Source organism: Streptomyces sp. NRRL B-3229 (assembly GCF_000719505.1).
In the GTDB taxonomy this organism is placed as follows: domain Bacteria; phylum Actinomycetota; class Actinomycetes; order Streptomycetales; family Streptomycetaceae; genus Streptomyces; species Streptomyces griseorubiginosus.
Genome location: NZ_JOGP01000006.1, coordinates 311,053 through 327,248 on the forward strand (window position 1 = coordinate 311,053; position 16,196 = coordinate 327,248).

The 16,196-nt window shown below is 67.0% G+C and carries 13 protein-coding genes; all 13 read right to left on the reverse strand.

The window, feature by feature from the left end:
- Positions 1 to 32 precede the first annotated feature (32 nt).
- The 13 genes from rpsG to nusG all read right to left on the reverse strand — a co-directional run bounded on the left by rpsG (position 33) and on the right by nusG (position 16,193).
- Positions 33 to 503 (reverse strand): 30S ribosomal protein S7, encoded by a 471-nt coding sequence (gene rpsG, locus IF54_RS0111690; RefSeq protein WP_007384059.1) that lies wholly within the window; start codon positions 501 to 503, stop codon positions 33 to 35.
- Between the two features lie 2 nt (positions 504 to 505).
- The gene (rpsL, locus tag IF54_RS0111695) at positions 506 to 877 is read right to left on the reverse strand and encodes a 30S ribosomal protein S12 (RefSeq protein WP_003948652.1); all 372 of its coding nucleotides are present in this window, start codon (positions 875 to 877) and stop codon (positions 506 to 508) included.
- Positions 878 to 1,406: 529 nt separating this feature from the next.
- Positions 1,407 to 1,871, reverse strand: coding sequence for a DUF1707 and DUF4190 domain-containing protein (locus tag IF54_RS0111700; protein WP_030317329.1), 465 nt, complete (start codon positions 1,869 to 1,871; stop codon positions 1,407 to 1,409).
- A gap of 371 nt (positions 1,872 to 2,242) precedes the next feature.
- The gene (locus IF54_RS0111705) at positions 2,243 to 6,142 is read right to left on the reverse strand and encodes a DNA-directed RNA polymerase subunit beta' (RefSeq protein WP_030317330.1); all 3,900 of its coding nucleotides are present in this window, start codon (positions 6,140 to 6,142) and stop codon (positions 2,243 to 2,245) included.
- Positions 6,143 to 6,242: 100 nt separating this feature from the next.
- A complete protein-coding gene (gene rpoB, locus IF54_RS0111710) occupies positions 6,243 to 9,728 on the reverse strand; it encodes a DNA-directed RNA polymerase subunit beta (protein WP_020135820.1) in 3,486 nt (1,161 codons plus the stop codon).
- Between the two features lie 557 nt (positions 9,729 to 10,285).
- Entirely contained in the window at positions 10,286 to 10,669 is a 384-nt protein-coding gene (gene rplL, locus IF54_RS0111715) for a 50S ribosomal protein L7/L12 (protein ID WP_020135821.1), read from the reverse strand.
- Positions 10,670 to 10,783: 114 nt separating this feature from the next.
- Entirely contained in the window at positions 10,784 to 11,314 is a 531-nt protein-coding gene (gene rplJ / locus IF54_RS0111720; protein ID WP_020135822.1) for a 50S ribosomal protein L10, read from the reverse strand.
- A 286-nt stretch (positions 11,315 to 11,600) separates the two neighbouring features.
- Complete coding sequence (locus IF54_RS0111725; RefSeq protein WP_030317331.1) at positions 11,601 to 12,452, reverse strand: LppX_LprAFG lipoprotein; 852 nt, start codon at positions 12,450 to 12,452, stop codon at positions 11,601 to 11,603.
- A 90-nt stretch (positions 12,453 to 12,542) separates the two neighbouring features.
- A complete protein-coding gene (locus IF54_RS0111730; RefSeq protein ID WP_030317333.1) occupies positions 12,543 to 13,388 on the reverse strand; it encodes a hypothetical protein in 846 nt (281 codons plus the stop codon).
- Positions 13,389 to 13,501: 113 nt separating this feature from the next.
- The gene (rplA, locus tag IF54_RS0111735) at positions 13,502 to 14,227 is read right to left on the reverse strand and encodes a 50S ribosomal protein L1 (RefSeq protein WP_020135825.1); all 726 of its coding nucleotides are present in this window, start codon (positions 14,225 to 14,227) and stop codon (positions 13,502 to 13,504) included.
- Positions 14,228 to 14,308: 81 nt separating this feature from the next.
- Positions 14,309 to 14,743: a 50S ribosomal protein L11 gene (gene rplK / locus IF54_RS0111740; RefSeq protein ID WP_030317334.1), complete on the reverse strand. Its 435-nt coding sequence runs from the start codon at positions 14,741 to 14,743 to the stop codon at positions 14,309 to 14,311.
- A 92-nt stretch (positions 14,744 to 14,835) separates the two neighbouring features.
- Complete coding sequence (locus tag IF54_RS40485) at positions 14,836 to 15,246, reverse strand: hypothetical protein (protein WP_051735408.1); 411 nt, start codon at positions 15,244 to 15,246, stop codon at positions 14,836 to 14,838.
- Positions 15,247 to 15,332: 86 nt separating this feature from the next.
- Entirely contained in the window at positions 15,333 to 16,193 is an 861-nt protein-coding gene (gene nusG / locus IF54_RS0111750) for a transcription termination/antitermination protein NusG (protein ID WP_030317337.1), read from the reverse strand.
- Positions 16,194 to 16,196 lie beyond the last annotated feature (3 nt).

Sequence of the window (16,196 nt, forward strand, 5' to 3'; positions counted from 1 at the left end):
CGGTCTTCTCTCGGTCTCGATGGGGTCTGCGACTACCAGCGGTAGTGCGCGAAGGCCTTGTTGGACTCGGCCATCTTGTGGGTGTCCTCGCGCTTCTTGACGGCCGCACCGAGGCCGTTCGAAGCGTCGAGAAGCTCGTTGAGCAGACGCTCGGTCATGGTCTTCTCGCGACGGGCGCGGGAGTAACCGACCAGCCAGCGCAGCGCCAGCGTGTTGGCGCGGCCGGGCTTGACCTCGACCGGCACCTGGTAGGTGGCGCCACCGACACGGCGGGACTTGACCTCAAGCGTGGGCTTGATGTTCTCCAGCGCGCGCTTCAGCGTGATGACCGGGTCGTTGCTGGTCTTCTCGCGCAGGCCCTCCATGGCGCCGTACACGATGCGCTCGGCGGTGGAGCGCTTGCCGTTCAGCAGCACCTTGTTGATGAGCGACGTGACAAGAGGAGAACCGTAGACCGGGTCGATGATGACCGGGCGCTTCGGGGCGGGGCCCTTACGAGGCATTCTTACTTCTCCTTCTTGGCGCCGTAGCGGCTGCGGGCCTGCTTGCGGTTCTTGACACCCTGGGTGTCAAGGGAGCCGCGGATGATCTTGTAGCGAACACCGGGCAGGTCCTTCACACGGCCGCCGCGCACGAGCACGATGGAGTGCTCCTGCAGGTTGTGTCCCTCACCCGGAATGTAAGCAGTGACCTCGATCCCGCTGGTCAGACGCACACGCGCGACCTTACGCAGGGCCGAGTTCGGCTTCTTCGGGGTGGTCGTGAACACACGCGTGCAGACGCCACGACGCTGAGGGGAACCCTCGAGTGCGGGCGTCTTGTTCTTCTCGACCTTGTCCTGCCGGCCCTTGCGGACCAGCTGCTGGATCGTAGGCACTACTTCTCCGGTTTCTGTGTGCCGAATGGTGAAGCTAACCTGGAACGTCGCCGACCCACGCGGTCGGGTGTGTCGAATCCGGCGGACTCCCGCCGCAAGGCGAAAAGAGCACAGATTACGGTGGCCGCTCACAGCTCGCGATGCGGTTGAAGGCACGCACGAGAGCCAGGGCACACCCCAGGCACAAGGTCTGAGCGTACCTAGCTCATTCGCTGCGGTCAAAACAAATGGGGTCGGGCCGCATCGTTATGCACTCCATGTCAAGCCCCTACGCCGCGGACGATCTTCGATTTCACGATCCGCACATGGAGAACCACGGTCGGACAGGACCACGGCAGGACCACCGGACCGCAAGGGGCCGCCGCAGGCATTTCAGGGGCGCGGGGAACTGCGCAAAAACGCCCGCCCCCACCGAACCCGCACCCGCGGACGTCACGCACCCGCACCCGCACCCGCACCCGCACCCGCAGGCAAGACCACCGGCCGGAGCCACCCGCAGGCAGGACCACCGCCCCCCACCCCTCCGGCGTCACCCGGAAGCGAGCCCCACCGCCACCATCAACGTCACCAGCACCGACCACGCGGCGACCGAGAGCCAGCCGAGCACCAGCCCGGTCAGCGCGAGCCCGTCGCCGCTCTCCCCCGTCCGCTCCATCTCCGCCCGCGCCGCGTGCCCGAGGATCACCGCGGGGATGCCGGTGAACCCGAACGTCGGCACGCACAGCAGCCCGCACACCGCGGCTCCGACCGCCTTCCCGTTCGCCCGCGGCCGCGGAGGCGGCAGGAACGTCCGGGGCACGGCGGTGAAGGGCGCCGGCTGCGGCACCGGCCCGAGCGGCAGATCGGACACGAGCAGCGCCAGCTCCCCCACGGTCCGCGCCGCGTACGCCCGCTCCACCCGCTTGTCGAACTCCCCCTTCTCCAGCCGCCCCTCGCCGTACCCGGCCCGCAACACGTCCACGGCCCGCTCACGGTCGGCATGGGAGGCGAGCATGGCGGAGGCACCGGGGTACGGGGAGGCACCGGGCTGCGGGGCCGCGTACCCGGGCCAGGGCCGCGCCACAGGGCCGCGCGGACCGGTCCAGGGCCGGGCGGCCGGAACGTCCACCGGAGCGTCTCTGCCCGGCCCTGACGGCCACTCGTCCTTGTCCTGCCACGACTGCCACGACGGTTGCGACACGGAGCACCCCCTGAGAGGTCGAATGCCTCCATGATGCTCCAACGCTGCGATACCGGGACAGGTTCCGCATCACCTGCACTCCGGCAGGACGCTCCGAGACGCCACGGGACTCCGCCGAGCACGCCGAAGGGCGGTCACCCCGTACGAAACGGGGTGACCGCCCTTCAGTCGTTCAGACGCAGGCCTTACTGGTTGTACGGCCCGTAGTCGTAGTCCTCCAGCGGAACAGCCTGGCCGGACCCCGTGCCGAACGGCGAGTAGTCGATGTCGTCGTAGCCGACGGCCGAGTACATCGCGGCCTTGGCCTCCTCGGTCGGCTCCACCCGGATGTTGCGGTAGCGGGACAGACCCGTACCGGCCGGGATGAGCTTACCGATGATGACGTTCTCCTTGAGGCCGATGAGGCTGTCGGACTTGGCGTTGATCGCCGCGTCCGTCAGGACTCGGGTCGTCTCCTGGAAGGAGGCGGCCGACAGCCAGGATTCCGTCGCCAGCGAGGCCTTGGTGATACCCATCAGCTGCGGACGACCGGAGGCCGGGTGACCGCCCTCCTGGACCACACGACGGTTCTCGGTCTCGAACTTCGAGCGCTCGACCAGCTCACCGGGCAGCAGCTCGGCGTCGCCGGACTCGATGATCGTCACGCGGCGCAGCATCTGCCGGATGATGATCTCGATGTGCTTGTCGTGGATCGACACACCCTGCGAGTTGTAGACCTTCTGGACCTCGCCGACCAGGTGGACCTGGACGGCACGCTGGCCCAGGATGCGCAGCACGTCGTGCGGGTTGGTGGCACCCACGGTGAGCTTCTGGCCCACCTCGACGTGCTCGCCCTCGCTGACCAGAAGACGCGCGCGCTTCGAGATCGGGAACGCCGTCTCGTCGCTGCCGTCGTCCGGCGTGATGACGATCTTCTTGGTCTTCTCGGTCTCCTCGATCCGCACGCGGCCCTGGGCCTCGGAGATCGGGGCGACACCCTTCGGGGTACGGGCCTCGAAGAGCTCGACGACACGCGGCAGACCCTGGGTGATGTCGTCACCGGCCACACCACCGGTGTGGAAGGTACGCATCGTCAGCTGGGTACCGGGCTCACCGATGGACTGGGCGGCGATGATGCCGACCGCCTCACCGATGTCGACCAGCTTGCCGGTGGCCAGCGAGCGGCCGTAGCACATGGCGCAGGTGCCGACGGCGGACTCGCAGGTCAGGACCGAGCGGGTCTTGACCGTGGAGACACCGTGGCGGACCAGCTCGTCGATGAGCACGTCGCCCAGGTCGGTGCCGGCCGGGGCCAGCACCTTGCCGTCGACGACGATCTCCTCGGCGAGGCAGCGCGCGTACACGGACGTCTCGACGTCGTCCGCCTTGCGCAGCACGCCGTCCGCGCCGACCTCCGCGATGTTGAGCTTGAGGCCGCGGTCGGTGCCGCAGTCCTCCTCGCGGATGATGACGTCCTGCGAGACGTCCACCAGACGACGGGTCAGGTAACCCGAGTCGGCGGTACGCAGGGCGGTGTCGGCCAGACCCTTACGGGCACCGTGCGTGGAGATGAAGTACTCCAGCACGGACAGGCCCTCACGGAAGGACGCCTTGATGGGACGCGGGATCGTCTCGTTCTTGGCGTTCGACACCAGACCACGCATACCGGCGATCTGCCGCATCTGCATCATGTTTCCTCGGGCACCCGAGTCAACCATCATGAAGATGGGGTTCGTCTTGGGGAAGTTCTCGTTCATCGCCTCGGCGACCTCGTTGGTCGCCTTGGTCCAGATCGCGATGAGCTCCTGAGTGCGCTCTTCCTTGGTGATCAGACCGCGCTCGTACTGCTTCTGGACCTTCTCGTCCTGCGCCTCGTAGCCCTTGACGATCTCCTTCTTCGCCTCGGGAACGACGACGTCGGAGATGGCCACGGTGACACCGGAACGGGTCGCCCAGTAGAAGCCGGCCGCCTTCAGGTTGTCGAGCGTCGCCGCCACGATGACCTTGGGGTAGCGCTCGGCCAGGTCGTTGACGATCTCGGAGAGCTGCTTCTTGCCCACCGAGTAGTCGACGAACGGGTAGTCCTCGGGCAGCAGCTCGTTGAAGAGCGCGCGGCCCAGGGTCGTGCGCAGCCGGAAGCTGTCGCCCGACTGGTACTCCGGCTCGCCCTCCTCGGCCACCGGCGGCGTCCAGCCACGCGGCGGGATGGTGCCCACCGGGAAGCGGATGTCGACCGGCGACTGGAGCGCCAGCTCACCGGCGTCGAACGCCATGATCGCCTCGGCCGTGGAGCCGAACGCGCGGCCCTCGCCCTTGGTGTCACGCAGCTCACCGTCGGTGGTGAGGAAGAACAGACCGAGGACCATGTCCTGGGTCGGCATCGTCACCGGACGGCCGTCGGCGGGCTTGAGGATGTTGTTCGAGGACAGCATCAGGATGCGGGCCTCGGCCTGCGCCTCCGCGGACAGCGGCAGGTGCACGGCCATCTGGTCACCGTCGAAGTCCGCGTTGAACGCGGTGCAGACGAGCGGGTGGATCTGGATGGCCTTGCCCTCGACCAGCTGCGGCTCGAAGGCCTGGATGCCGAGGCGGTGCAGGGTGGGAGCACGGTTCAGCAGCACCGGGTGCTCGGCGATGACCTCTTCGAGGACGTCGTACACGACCGTGCGGCCGCGCTCCACCATGCGCTTGGCGCTCTTGATGTTCTGCGCGTGGTTCAGGTCGACCAGGCGCTTCATCACGAACGGCTTGAAGAGCTCCAGCGCCATCGCCTTCGGCAGACCGCACTGGTGCAGCTTCAGCTGCGGACCGACGACGATCACGGAACGCGCGGAGTAGTCCACACGCTTGCCGAGCAGGTTCTGACGGAAGCGACCCTGCTTGCCCTTGAGCATGTCGGACAGCGACTTCAGCGGACGGTTGCCGGGGCCCGTGACCGGGCGACCACGACGGCCGTTGTCGAAGAGCGCGTCGACGGCCTCCTGGAGCATGCGCTTCTCGTTGTTCACGATGATCTCGGGCGCGCCGAGGTCGAGAAGCCGCTTCAGGCGGTTGTTGCGGTTGATCACACGGCGGTACAGGTCGTTCAGGTCGGAGGTCGCGAAGCGGCCACCGTCCAGCTGCACCATCGGGCGAAGGTCCGGCGGGATGACCGGCACGCAGTCCAGCACCATGCCCTTGGGGCTGTTGCTGGTCTGGAGGAACGCGGAGACGACCTTGAGGCGCTTGAGCGCACGGGTCTTCTTCTGGCCCTTGCCGGTACGGATGATCTCGCGGAGACGCTCGGCCTCCTCGTCGAGGTCGAAGGACTCCAGGCGCTTCTGAAGCGCCGCGGCACCCATCGAACCGTCGAAGTAGGTACCGAAGCGGTCCCGCAGCTCGCGGTAGAGCAGCTCGTCACCCTCGAGGTCCTGGACCTTGAGGTTCTTGAAGCGGGTCCACACCTCGTCGAGACGGTCGATCTCGCGCTGCGCACGGTCGCGCAGCTGCTTCATCTCACGCTCGGCACCCTCGCGCACCTTGCGGCGCACGTCGGCCTTGGCACCCTCGGCCTCGAGCTCGGCCAGGTCGCTTTCCAGCTTCTTGGCGCGGGCCTCGAGGTCGGCGTCCCGGCGGTTCTCGACCTGCTGGCGCTCCACGGAGACGTGCGCCTCCAGGGAGGGCAGGTCGCGGGTGCGGCGCTCCTCGTCGACGTACGTGATCATGTACGCCGCGAAGTAGATGACCTTCTCCAGGTCCTTCGGAGCGAGGTCGAGCAGGTAGCCAAGGCGCGACGGAACGCCCTTGAAGTACCAGATGTGGGTGACGGGAGCGGCCAGCTCGATGTGACCCATCCGCTCACGACGCACCTTGGCGCGAGTGACCTCGACGCCGCAGCGCTCACAGATGATGCCCTTGAAGCGGACGCGCTTGTACTTGCCGCAGTAGCACTCCCAGTCCCGGGTCGGACCGAAGATCTTCTCGCAGAAGAGTCCGTCCTTTTCGGGCTTGAGGGTGCGGTAGTTGATGGTCTCGGGCTTCTTGACCTCGCCGTGGCTCCACTGACGGATGTCGTCAGCGGTGGCCAGGCCGATCCGGAGCTCGTCGAAGAAGTTGACGTCGAGCACTATGCGTCAATCCCTCTCAGGGTTGTAAGTCACGGGGTCTGATACGGGGGTCCTGGGGCCGGCCGGAGGATCCTCACCAGGTCCTCCGGCCGGACTCCCGTCAGACCTCTTCGACGCTGCTCGGCTCGCGCCGGGACAGGTCGATGCCGAGCTCTTCCGCAGCGCGGAAGACGTCCTCGTCGGTGTCGCGCATCTCGATGGACATGCCGTCCGAGGACAGCACCTCCACGTTGAGGCACAGGGACTGCATCTCCTTGATGAGCACCTTGAAGGACTCGGGGATGCCGGGCTCGGGAATGTTCTCGCCCTTGACGATGGCCTCGTAGACCTTCACGCGGCCGGTCACGTCGTCGGACTTGATGGTCAGCAGCTCCTGGAGGGCGTACGCGGCGCCGTAAGCCTCCAGCGCCCACACCTCCATCTCACCGAAGCGCTGGCCACCGAACTGGGCCTTACCACCCAGCGGCTGCTGGGTGATCATCGAGTACGGACCGGTCGAGCGGGCGTGCAGCTTGTCGTCGACCAGGTGGTGCAGCTTGAGGATGTACATGTACCCGATCGAGATCGGGTCCGGGAACGGCTCACCGGAGCGGCCGTCGAACAGCCTCGCCTTGCCGGTCGGCTGCACCATGCGCTCGCCGTCGCGGTTCGGGATGGTGTGGTTCAGCAGACCCGCGAGCTCGTCCTCACGCGCACCGTCGAACACCGGGGTGGCGACGTTGGTGCCCGGGGCGACCTGGTCGGCGCCGATGACCTGGAGGCGCTGCGCCCAGTCCTCGGCGAGGCCGGAGACGTCCCAGCCGCGGCTGGCGAGCCAGCCGAGGTGGATCTCCAGGACCTGTCCCGGGTTCATTCGGGACGGGACACCCAGCGGGTTGAGGATGATGTCGACCGGGGTGCCGTCCTCCAGGAACGGCATGTCCTCGATCGGCAGGATCTTCGAGATGACACCCTTGTTGCCGTGTCGGCCGGCGAGCTTGTCACCGTCGGTGATCTTGCGCTTCTGCGCCACGTACACGCGCACCAGCTGGTTCACACCGGGGGGAAGCTCGTCGCCCTCCTCGCGGTCGAAGACGCGGACGCCGATGACCTTGCCGGTCTCGCCGTGCGGCACCTTCAGCGAGGTGTCACGGACCTCACGGGCCTTCTCACCGAAGATCGCCCGCAGCAGGCGCTCCTCCGGCGTCAGTTCGGTCTCACCCTTGGGCGTGACCTTGCCGACGAGGATGTCACCGGCGATGACCTCGGCACCGATGCGGATGATGCCGCGCTCGTCGAGGTCGGCGAGGACCTCCTCGGAGACGTTCGGGATGTCCCGGGTGATCTCCTCGGGGCCGAGCTTGGTGTCACGGGCGTCGACCTCGTGCTCCTCGATGTGGATCGAGGAGAGGACGTCGTCCTGCACGAGGCGCTGCGACAGGATGATCGCGTCCTCGTAGTTGTGACCCTCCCACGGCATGAACGCCACGAGCAGGTTCTTGCCCAGCGCCATCTCACCGTTCTCGGTGGCCGCGCCGTCGGCGAGGACCTGGCCCTCGATGACGCGGTCGCCCTCGTCGATGATGACCTTCTGGTTGACCGAGGTGCCCTGGTTGGAGCGGGCGAACTTGGCCAGGCGGTACGTGATGTACGTGCCGTCGTCGTTGGCGGTGGTGATGTAGTCCGCGGAGACCTCCTGGACCACACCCGCCTTCTCGGCCTTGACCACGTCGCCGGCGTCGACGGCGGAGCGGTACTCCATGCCGGTGCCGACGAGCGGGGCCTCGCTCTTGATGAGCGGCACGGCCTGACGCATCATGTTCGCGCCCATGAGGGCACGGTTGGCGTCGTCGTGCTCGAGGAACGGGATCATGGCGGTCGCGACCGACACCATCTGGCGCGGCGAGACGTCCATGTAGTCGACGTCGTCACCGGGGACGTAGTCGACCTCTCCGCCACGACGGCGGACCAGGACCCGGGCCTCCTCGAACCGCATGTCGTCGTTGAGCGTGGCGTTGGCCTGCGCGATGACGAAGCGGTCCTCCTCGTCGGCCGTCAGGTAGTCCACCTCGTCGGTGACCTGGCCGTCGACGACCTTGCGGTACGGCGTCTCCACGAAACCGAACGCGTTGACGCGGCCGTAGGAGGCGAGCGAACCGATCAGACCGATGTTCGGGCCTTCGGGCGTCTCGATCGGGCACATGCGGCCGTAGTGCGAGGGGTGCACGTCACGGACCTCGAAGCCGGCCCGCTCACGGGAGAGACCACCCGGGCCAAGAGCCGACAGGCGGCGCTTGTGGGTGAGACCCGACAGCGGGTTGTTCTGGTCCATGAACTGCGACAGCTGGCTGGTGCCGAAGAACTCCTTGATGGAGGCGACGACCGGCCGGATGTTGATCAGGGTCTGCGGCGTGATCGCCTCGACGTCCTGAGTCGTCATGCGCTCACGGACGACGCGCTCCATACGAGCCAGACCCGTGCGGACCTGGTTCTGGATGAGCTCGCCGACGCTGCGCAGACGACGGTTGCCGAAGTGGTCGATGTCGTCGGTCTCGACGACGATGTTCGTGCCGCTGTCGCCGACCGTCTCGGTCTCGCCCGCGTGCAGCTTCACCAGGTACTTGATCGTCGAGATGATGTCCTCGACGGTCAGGATGCCCGCGTCGAGCGGAGCCTCCGCACCCAGCTTCTTGTTGACCTTGTAACGGCCCACCTTGGCGAGGTCGTAGCGCTTCGGGTTGAAGTACAGGTTCTCCAGAAGCGTCTGCGCGGCCTCACGCGTGGGCGGCTCGCCCGGGCGCAGCTTGCGGTAGATGTCGAGCAGCGCGTCGTCCTGGCCCTGGGTGTGGTCCTTCTCCAGGGTGGCGCGCATCGACTCGTACTCGCCGAACTCCTCGAGGATCTGCTCGGTGGTCCAGCCGAGAGCCTTCAGGAGGACGGTGACGGACTGCTTGCGCTTGCGGTCGATGCGGACACCGACCATGTCGCGCTTGTCGATCTCCATCTCCAGCCAGGCACCCCGGGACGGGATGATCTTGGCCGAGAAGATGTCCTTGTCGGACGTCTTGTCGATGGAGGAGTCGAAGTAGACACCCGGCGAGCGGACCAGCTGCGACACCACGACACGCTCGGTGCCGTTGATGACGAAGGTGCCCTTGTGGGTCATGAGCGGGAAGTCGCCCATGAAGACCGTCTGGGACTTGATCTCGCCGGTCTCGTTGTTGGTGAACTCGGCCGTCACGAAGAGCGGGGCCGCGTACGTGAAGTCGCGGTCCTTGCACTCGTCGATGCTGTTCTTCGGCGGCTCGAAACGGTGGTCGCGGAACGTCAGCGACATCGACCCGGAGAAGTCCTCGATCGGAGAGATCTCCTCGAAGATCTCCTCCAGACCGGACTTGGTGGGGACGTCCTGACCTGACTCCAGAGCCTCCTCGACCCGACTCTGCCAGGCGGTGTTCCCGAGCAGCCAGTCAAAGCTCTCGGTCTGCAACGCGAGCAGGTTGGGAACCTCGAGAGGCTCCTTGATCTTTGCAAAAGAGATGCGCAGCGGGGCTGTGCTGGCGGCGTTGTTCGTATTCGCGGTCGAGGCAGTGCGCGAGGCGGCCAAGAGGGGGTCCTTCCGAGGGCTCGGACTCACTACGCGCTCCCCGGACCCTCTCCCACGGCACAGAGACAGCTATCGCCGATTTGACCAAAAGGCCAGGTCAGAGATGGTCTGATCATCGATGCTGGGGCGAGGGCAGACCCCTGGTGACGGGCAGGGGACAGCTAACAGGCAGCGCAAAGGGTCAGTGTAGCCACTTGGCGCACTGATGTCCAGCCCTGCTTTTCTGTCCGGTCTTCAAAAACTCTCGCTGCCCTCAACGTCCTCGGCATGGTGCCCTCAACGCACGTTGATACTGCCCTCTTCGTCGCCGATCCATGCCTCGGATTCGGACCGTTCTGGCGACGCGTCCTGAGAATTGCGCGCTGCGTGCGGTTCGTCAAGGCCTCCCCGCCCGAACCCGGGGTTCGGGAGACACGACGAAGATCACCATACCCCTCGCCCAAGAGGTCGCAAGGCAACCGTGACCGCGCCTCCAGGAACGCCGAAGAGCGACCACCCGGATGGATGATCGCTCCTCGGCGCTTACGCGTTACAGGCCCAGCGGGACCTGTGGGGTGTTACTTGACCTCGACCGAGGCGCCGGCGCCCTTGAGGGACTCGGCAGCCTTCTCGGCGGCCTCCTTGGCGACCTTCTCGAGAACGGGCTTCGGGGCGCCGTCCACGAGGTCCTTGGCCTCCTTCAGGCCCAGGGAGGTCAGCTCACGCACGACCTTGATGACCTGGATCTTCTTGTCGCCGGCACCCGTGAGGATGACGTCGAACTCGTCCTGCTCCTCAGCGGCCTCGGCGGGGGCGGCCGGACCGGCCGGGCCCGCGACGGCGACGGCCGCGGCGGCGGTGACGTCGAACTTCTCCTCGAAGGCCTTCACGAACTCGGAGAGCTCGATGAGGGTCATCTCCTCGAACTGCGCGAGCAGGTCTTCCTGGCTGAGCTTCGCCATGAGGGGCGATCCTTCCACTAATTCGGCTGGTGCCGGATGTATCGATACGGCGGGCGTACTGACGGCCCGCTACGACCCGCGCGTCATGCGACGCGGATCAATGCGCGAGCCGAATTACTCGGCACCGCCCTGCTCGGCCTGCTTGGCACGAAGCGCCTCCGCGGTGCGGACGAACTTCGACGGGAGCGCCTGGAAGACCTGAGCAGCCTGAGTCTGCTTGCCCTTGAAGGCACCCGCCAGCTTGGCGAGCAGAACCTCGCGGGACTCGAGGTCCGCAAGCTTCTTGATCTCGTCGGCGGACAGCGCCTTGCCGTCAAGGACACCGCCCTTGATGACGAGGTTCGGGTTGTCCTTGGCGAAGTCACGAAGACCCTTCGCCGACGTCACCGGGTCACCGGTGATGAAGGCAACCGCCGTCGGACCGTTGAACAGGTCGTCGAGCGTCGAGATCCCGGCCTCGTTGGCCGCGATCTTGGTCAGCGTGTTCTTCACCACGGCGTACTGGGCGTCTTCACCGAGCGAACGACGCAGCGTCTTGAGCTGCGCCACGGTGAGACCCCGGTACTCGGTCAGCACAGCGGCGTTCGAGCTGCGGAACTGGTCCGCGAGCTCGGCTACCGCGGCAGCCTTGTCGGGCCTTGCCATAAGCGTGGCCTCCTTCCGGGTGATGAGGACCGCTCAGAAGGGGCTGAACAAAACGAAACGCCCCGGCGCAGGCGCACGGGGCGTAGCTCTACCGGAACACGCGACCCTGAGGCAGCGAGATCCAGGAGCAACTTCCACAGTCACCTGCGCGGGTCGTCCGCGATTCTCAGCGGATCCTTCGGCCACCGCACCCTCTCGCGAGGACACGACAACGACCAGCGGTCTTTGGCTTCTGGAGGAGCGTACGTGACCGGATCCCTGTCAAGCAAATCCGGTCCTACGACGATCAGCTGCTCTGGAGTTCCTTCATCATCTGGGCCAGGTCCGCCGTCTCGTTGGCCGGCGGGGCCTCGACGGTGACGGGCTTGTTGTAGTCGAGGAACGTGAAGGTCATGTCGAACTTGCCCTTGGTGGCGTCGCCCTGCATGCGGAACTGCTTGGCGTGCTGCTGGGCGTCGACCCACATGTCCATCGTGAACTTGTCCAGGCCGAGCTTCTCGAGCTGCTCGGTGCTCTTCTCGCGCTGCTCGCGCACCGACTTGTCGGCGTCCTTGAAGGAGGCCTTGAGCTCGGCCAGCGTGACGTCGCCGGCGTAGTGGGTCGTCTTGACCCCGTCGATCGTCTCGGTGCCGACCTTCTTCACGTCCTTGGCGCCGTTGAGGAAGGAGGACATGGAGGCCGGGTTCTGGTCGGCCTGGCCGGCGCCGGGAGCGGCAGCGCCGAGGCCGCCGTCCTTGCCGAGCGCGGACAGGTCGAACTTCATCCACTTCTTGCCGTCCATCTCCTTGGCCAGCTCGGGGTTGCCCCCGATGTACATGGCCTTGTCGACGAGACGGATCTCCGCGGAGCCCTGACCGGCCGCGGTCATCTTCATGCTCATCGCGAGGTCGGGCTTGGTGCGCATGGCGGCCTCGGCCTGGACCTGCCCGGCCTCGGGCATCTCGCCCTTCATGCGGTAGTGGAAGGAGGTGATCTCCTCCGTGTTCTTCGCCGCCTTGGCGACGGCGGCCGCGGGAGACATCTCCGGCGACTCGTCGCTCCCCTTGGAACAGCTCACCGCACCCGAGGCGAGGGCCACGGCGGCGAGGCCGACACCGATGGTCCGACAGCGCGCGGAACGTCGTACAGAGGTACCCATTGATTCCCCCCAAGGAACACATGGTCGATTCACAGCAAGACCGCGAGCCTATCCGAGAGTGAAGGGAGGGGTCGGTGAATTCTCCGGCGCTCAGGAGGGGTTGGTGCCTGACTGTGACAGGAGCGCCTTGAAGTCCTGGGTGTCCGCGGCCGGCGGCCTGCGCACGGCGACCGTGACGCCGTAGTCGCTGTAGTGGGCGGTCTGGGTGACCTTGCCGCCTGCCGCGCTGCTCTTCTCGACCTTCTTGACCAGGAGGTTCTTCTCGTCGATCCAGATGTCGAGGCTCTCCCCGGTGACGCCGGCGCTCTGGAGGCGCTGCCGGAGCCCGGCGTCGGTGACGTCACCGACCGCGACGGTGCCGGAGTAGTGGGTGGCGGCCCGGCCGTCCACGGTCTCCTCGCCGACCGCGCGGACGTCCTCGGAGTCCAGCAGCAGCCGCACCGACTGGTCGGGGGTGGTGGAGCGCATCTGCTCGGCGAGGTCGGCGCCGCCGCCGAGACTCTTCAGGTCCTCGTAGCCGTACCTGAGCCAGTGTCTGCCGCCCGTCTTCGCGGCGAAGGCGTCGCCCATGCGCGCGTAGTAGGCGTCGTGGAGGTAGCGGGCCTGCATGGAGGTGACACCGAGACCGCGCATGGTCGTGGCCGCGGTGCCGCCGGTGTAGCGGAGGGTGAGGCTGCCTGAGAGCCCGTCGCGCCAGGCGAGGAGGCCGTCGGCGGTGAGGGAGAGCTGGCTGCCCATCACGGTGGTGGACCGCACCCGGGCCGTCCCGGCCTGGTGGGTGGAGCGTTCGGCCGTGCGCAGGGCAGGGAGGGCGGCGGGGGCCGAGGCGGTGTGCCCGGCTTCCGGCCCGTCGGGTGCGCCGGAGGAGGTGCAGGCGGCCAGTCCCGTCAGCGCGGCGACCGCCGCGACCCGGACCGCAGCCGTCGTCCTGTTCATACGTCCCCCCGGTACAAGTGCCCTGCTCGCACGCTAACTCAGAGCACTGGCACCGCACATGGGAACGGGCCCCGCACCTCGAAAGGTGCGGGGCCCGTGAACCTGCCGGTGTCTCAGACCGCGGCCGGGTCCTCCTCGACGAGGAGGTTGCGGGTGCGGTTGGAGTCGACCGGGATGCCGGGGCCCATCGTGGTGCTGATGGCGGCCTTCTTGATGTAGCGGCCCTTGGCGGCGGACGGCTTCAGACGGAGGATCTCCTCCAGGGCCGCGCCGTAGTTCTCCACCAGCTTGGTGTCCTCGAAGGACGTCTTGCCGATGATGAAGTGCAGGTTCGAGTGCTTGTCGACGCGGAACTCGATCTTGCCGCCCTTGATGTCCGTGACAGCCTTCGTCACGTCCGGGGTCACGGTGCCGGTCTTGGGGTTCGGCATGAGACCACGGGGACCGAGCACGCGGCCGAGGCGGCCGACCTTGCCCATGAGGTCCGGGGTGGCGACGACGGCGTCGAAGTCCAGACGGCCCTTCGACACCTCGTCGATGAGCTCGTCGGCGCCGACGATGTCGGCGCCCGCGGCACGAGCGGCCTCGGCACGGTCACCGGTCGCGAAGACCAGGACCCGGGCGGTCTTACCGGTGCCGTGCGGGAGGTTCACGGTGCCACGGACCATCTGGTCGGCCTTGCGCGGGTCGACACCCAGACGGAAGGCGACCTCGACGGTGCCGTCGAACTTGGTCGTGGAGGTCTCCTTGGCGAGACGGACGGCCTCGAGCGGGGCGTACAGCTTCTCCCGGTCGATCTTCTCGTCCGCAGCGCGAAGGGCCTTGCTGCGCTTGCTCACAACTGCTCCTGTGTGTTCTTAGGAGTCGTGGTACGGGCCGAGCCGGCCCTGCCACTTCTGCTTTGTACGGGGGGTTGGGGCTCAGCCCTCGACGGTGACGCCCATGGAACGCGCGGTACCGGCGATGATCTTCGCGGCGGCGTCCAGGTCGTTGGCGTTGAGGTCGGGGAGCTTGGTGGTGGCGATCTCGCGGACCTGCGCCTCGGTGATCTTGGCGACCTTGGTCTTGTGCGGCTCGCCGGAGCCCTTCTCGATGCCCGCGGCCTTGAGGATCATCTTCGCGGCCGGCGGCGTCTTGGTGATGAAGGTGAAGGAGCGGTCCTCGTAGACCGTGATCTCCACCGGGATCACCCAGCCACGCTGCGACTCGGTCGCGGCGTTGTACGCCTTGCAGAACTCCATGATGTTGACGCCGTGCTGACCCAGCGCGGGGCCGACCGGCGGAGCCGGGTTGGCGGCACCGGCCTGGATCTGGAGCTTGATGAGCCCCGTGACCTTCTTCTTCTTGGGAGGCATGCTCTCTCCGGGTCCTTAGTGAGAGGTTGAGTGCCACCTGCGTCAATCGGATGCGTCAATTGGATGATTCATCCAGCAAATGGCATACCGCACTACGATAGCCGCTTGGCCCTCCGGACATGAAATCCGCTGGTCAACGCGGCTGCGAACAGCACAAACGCCGGAATCCCGGTGAGTGCGGTCATGGCGAGGACGTAGCCCGTGCCGCGCTCCTCGGCGACCACCGTCGGGTCCGAGGCCAGGTACCGGACGGTGATCGGTTCACCGTCACGCGCGACCTTGTTCTTCCGGGCCGCGGTGAGGGCGGGCAGATCGGCCTCCACCCGCTTGCCGTCGGCCACGAAGTCGACCCAGCACCGGTGCCGCCAGCAGTTGGCACCCTCCGCGTGGAAGGTCCCGACCGCGCGCACCCCGTCCTCGACCTGGGTCACCCGCCGCCCCTGGACGACCCACACAGAGACGGGAGCCGTCGCGAAGAGCGCCGCCAGCACCAGAAGGATCACGGGCAGCCGAAAGCGACGAAGACGCCCCCTGCCGGTCTGCACCGGGGGGACGCCCTCGTCGGTTCTGGCTGGGTCGGCCAAGCGGCTCAGTTCTTCTGGATCTGGTCGAAGGACAGCTCGACCGGAGTCTCGCGGCCGAAGATCTCCACCAGGCCCTTGACCTTCTTGGAGTCGGCGTTGATCTCGTTGATCGTGGCCTGGAGGGTGGCGAAGGGGCCGTCGGTGACGGTGACCGAGTCGCCGACCTCGAAGTCCAGGACCTGGACCTCGACCTTGCGGGCCGGAGCCGGCTTGCCCTCGGCCTCGGCGGCCTCGCGGGCGGCCTTCTCCTCGGCCTCCGGGGCGAGCATCTTGACGATCTCGTCCAGGGTCAGCGGGTACGGGTCATAGGCGTTGCCCACGAAGCCGGTCACGCCGGGGGTGTTGCGGACGACGCCCCAGGACTCGTTCGTCAGGTCCATGCGCACCAGCACATAGCCGGGGAGCTTGTTCTGACGGATCGTCTTGCGGTCGCCGTTCTTGATCTGGACGACCTCTTCCTGCGGCACCTCGGCCTGGAAGATGTAGTCCTCGACGTTCAGCGAGACGGCACGCTGTTCGAGGTTGGTCTTCACGCGGTTCTCGTAACCGGCGTAGGTGTGGATGACGTACCACTCGCCGGGCAGGGTCCGCAGCTCCTCGCGCAGGGCGGCGACCGGATCGACCGGCTCGGCCGGCTCTTCCTCGATCTCGTCCTCGACGGCCTCGACGTCACCGCCGGACTCCTCCTCGGAGTCGTCCTCGGTGTCGTCCTCGGCGTGGAGAGCGGCTTCCTCGGCGGGCTCGCCCGCCTCGGCGTCGGCAGCCTCGACCTCGTCCAGGTCCTCGTCCGCGCCCTCGACGATGTCGAGCTCGTCGTCGACAGACTCGTCGGGCTCGATGGCGTCGTTCAGGTTCTGGTCAGACACGGT

Coding starts and splice junctions, on each gene's coding strand:
- rpsG (WP_007384059.1), bottom strand. CDS start 503: ATGCCTCGTAAGGGCCCCGCCCCGAAGCGCCCGGTCATCATCGACCCG.
- rplL (WP_020135821.1), bottom strand. CDS start 10,669: ATGGCGAAGCTCAGCCAGGAAGACCTGCTCGCGCAGTTCGAGGAGATG.
- IF54_RS0111700 (WP_030317329.1), bottom strand. CDS start 1,871: ATGCTCGCCTCCCATGCCGACCGTGAGCGGGCCGTGGACGTGTTGCGG.
- IF54_RS0111725 (WP_030317331.1), bottom strand. CDS start 12,452: ATGGGTACCTCTGTACGACGTTCCGCGCGCTGTCGGACCATCGGTGTC.
- rplJ (WP_020135822.1), bottom strand. CDS start 11,314: ATGGCAAGGCCCGACAAGGCTGCCGCGGTAGCCGAGCTCGCGGACCAG.
- rplK (WP_030317334.1), bottom strand. CDS start 14,743: ATGCCTCCCAAGAAGAAGAAGGTCACGGGGCTCATCAAGCTCCAGATC.
- IF54_RS0111730 (WP_030317333.1), bottom strand. CDS start 13,388: ATGAACAGGACGACGGCTGCGGTCCGGGTCGCGGCGGTCGCCGCGCTG.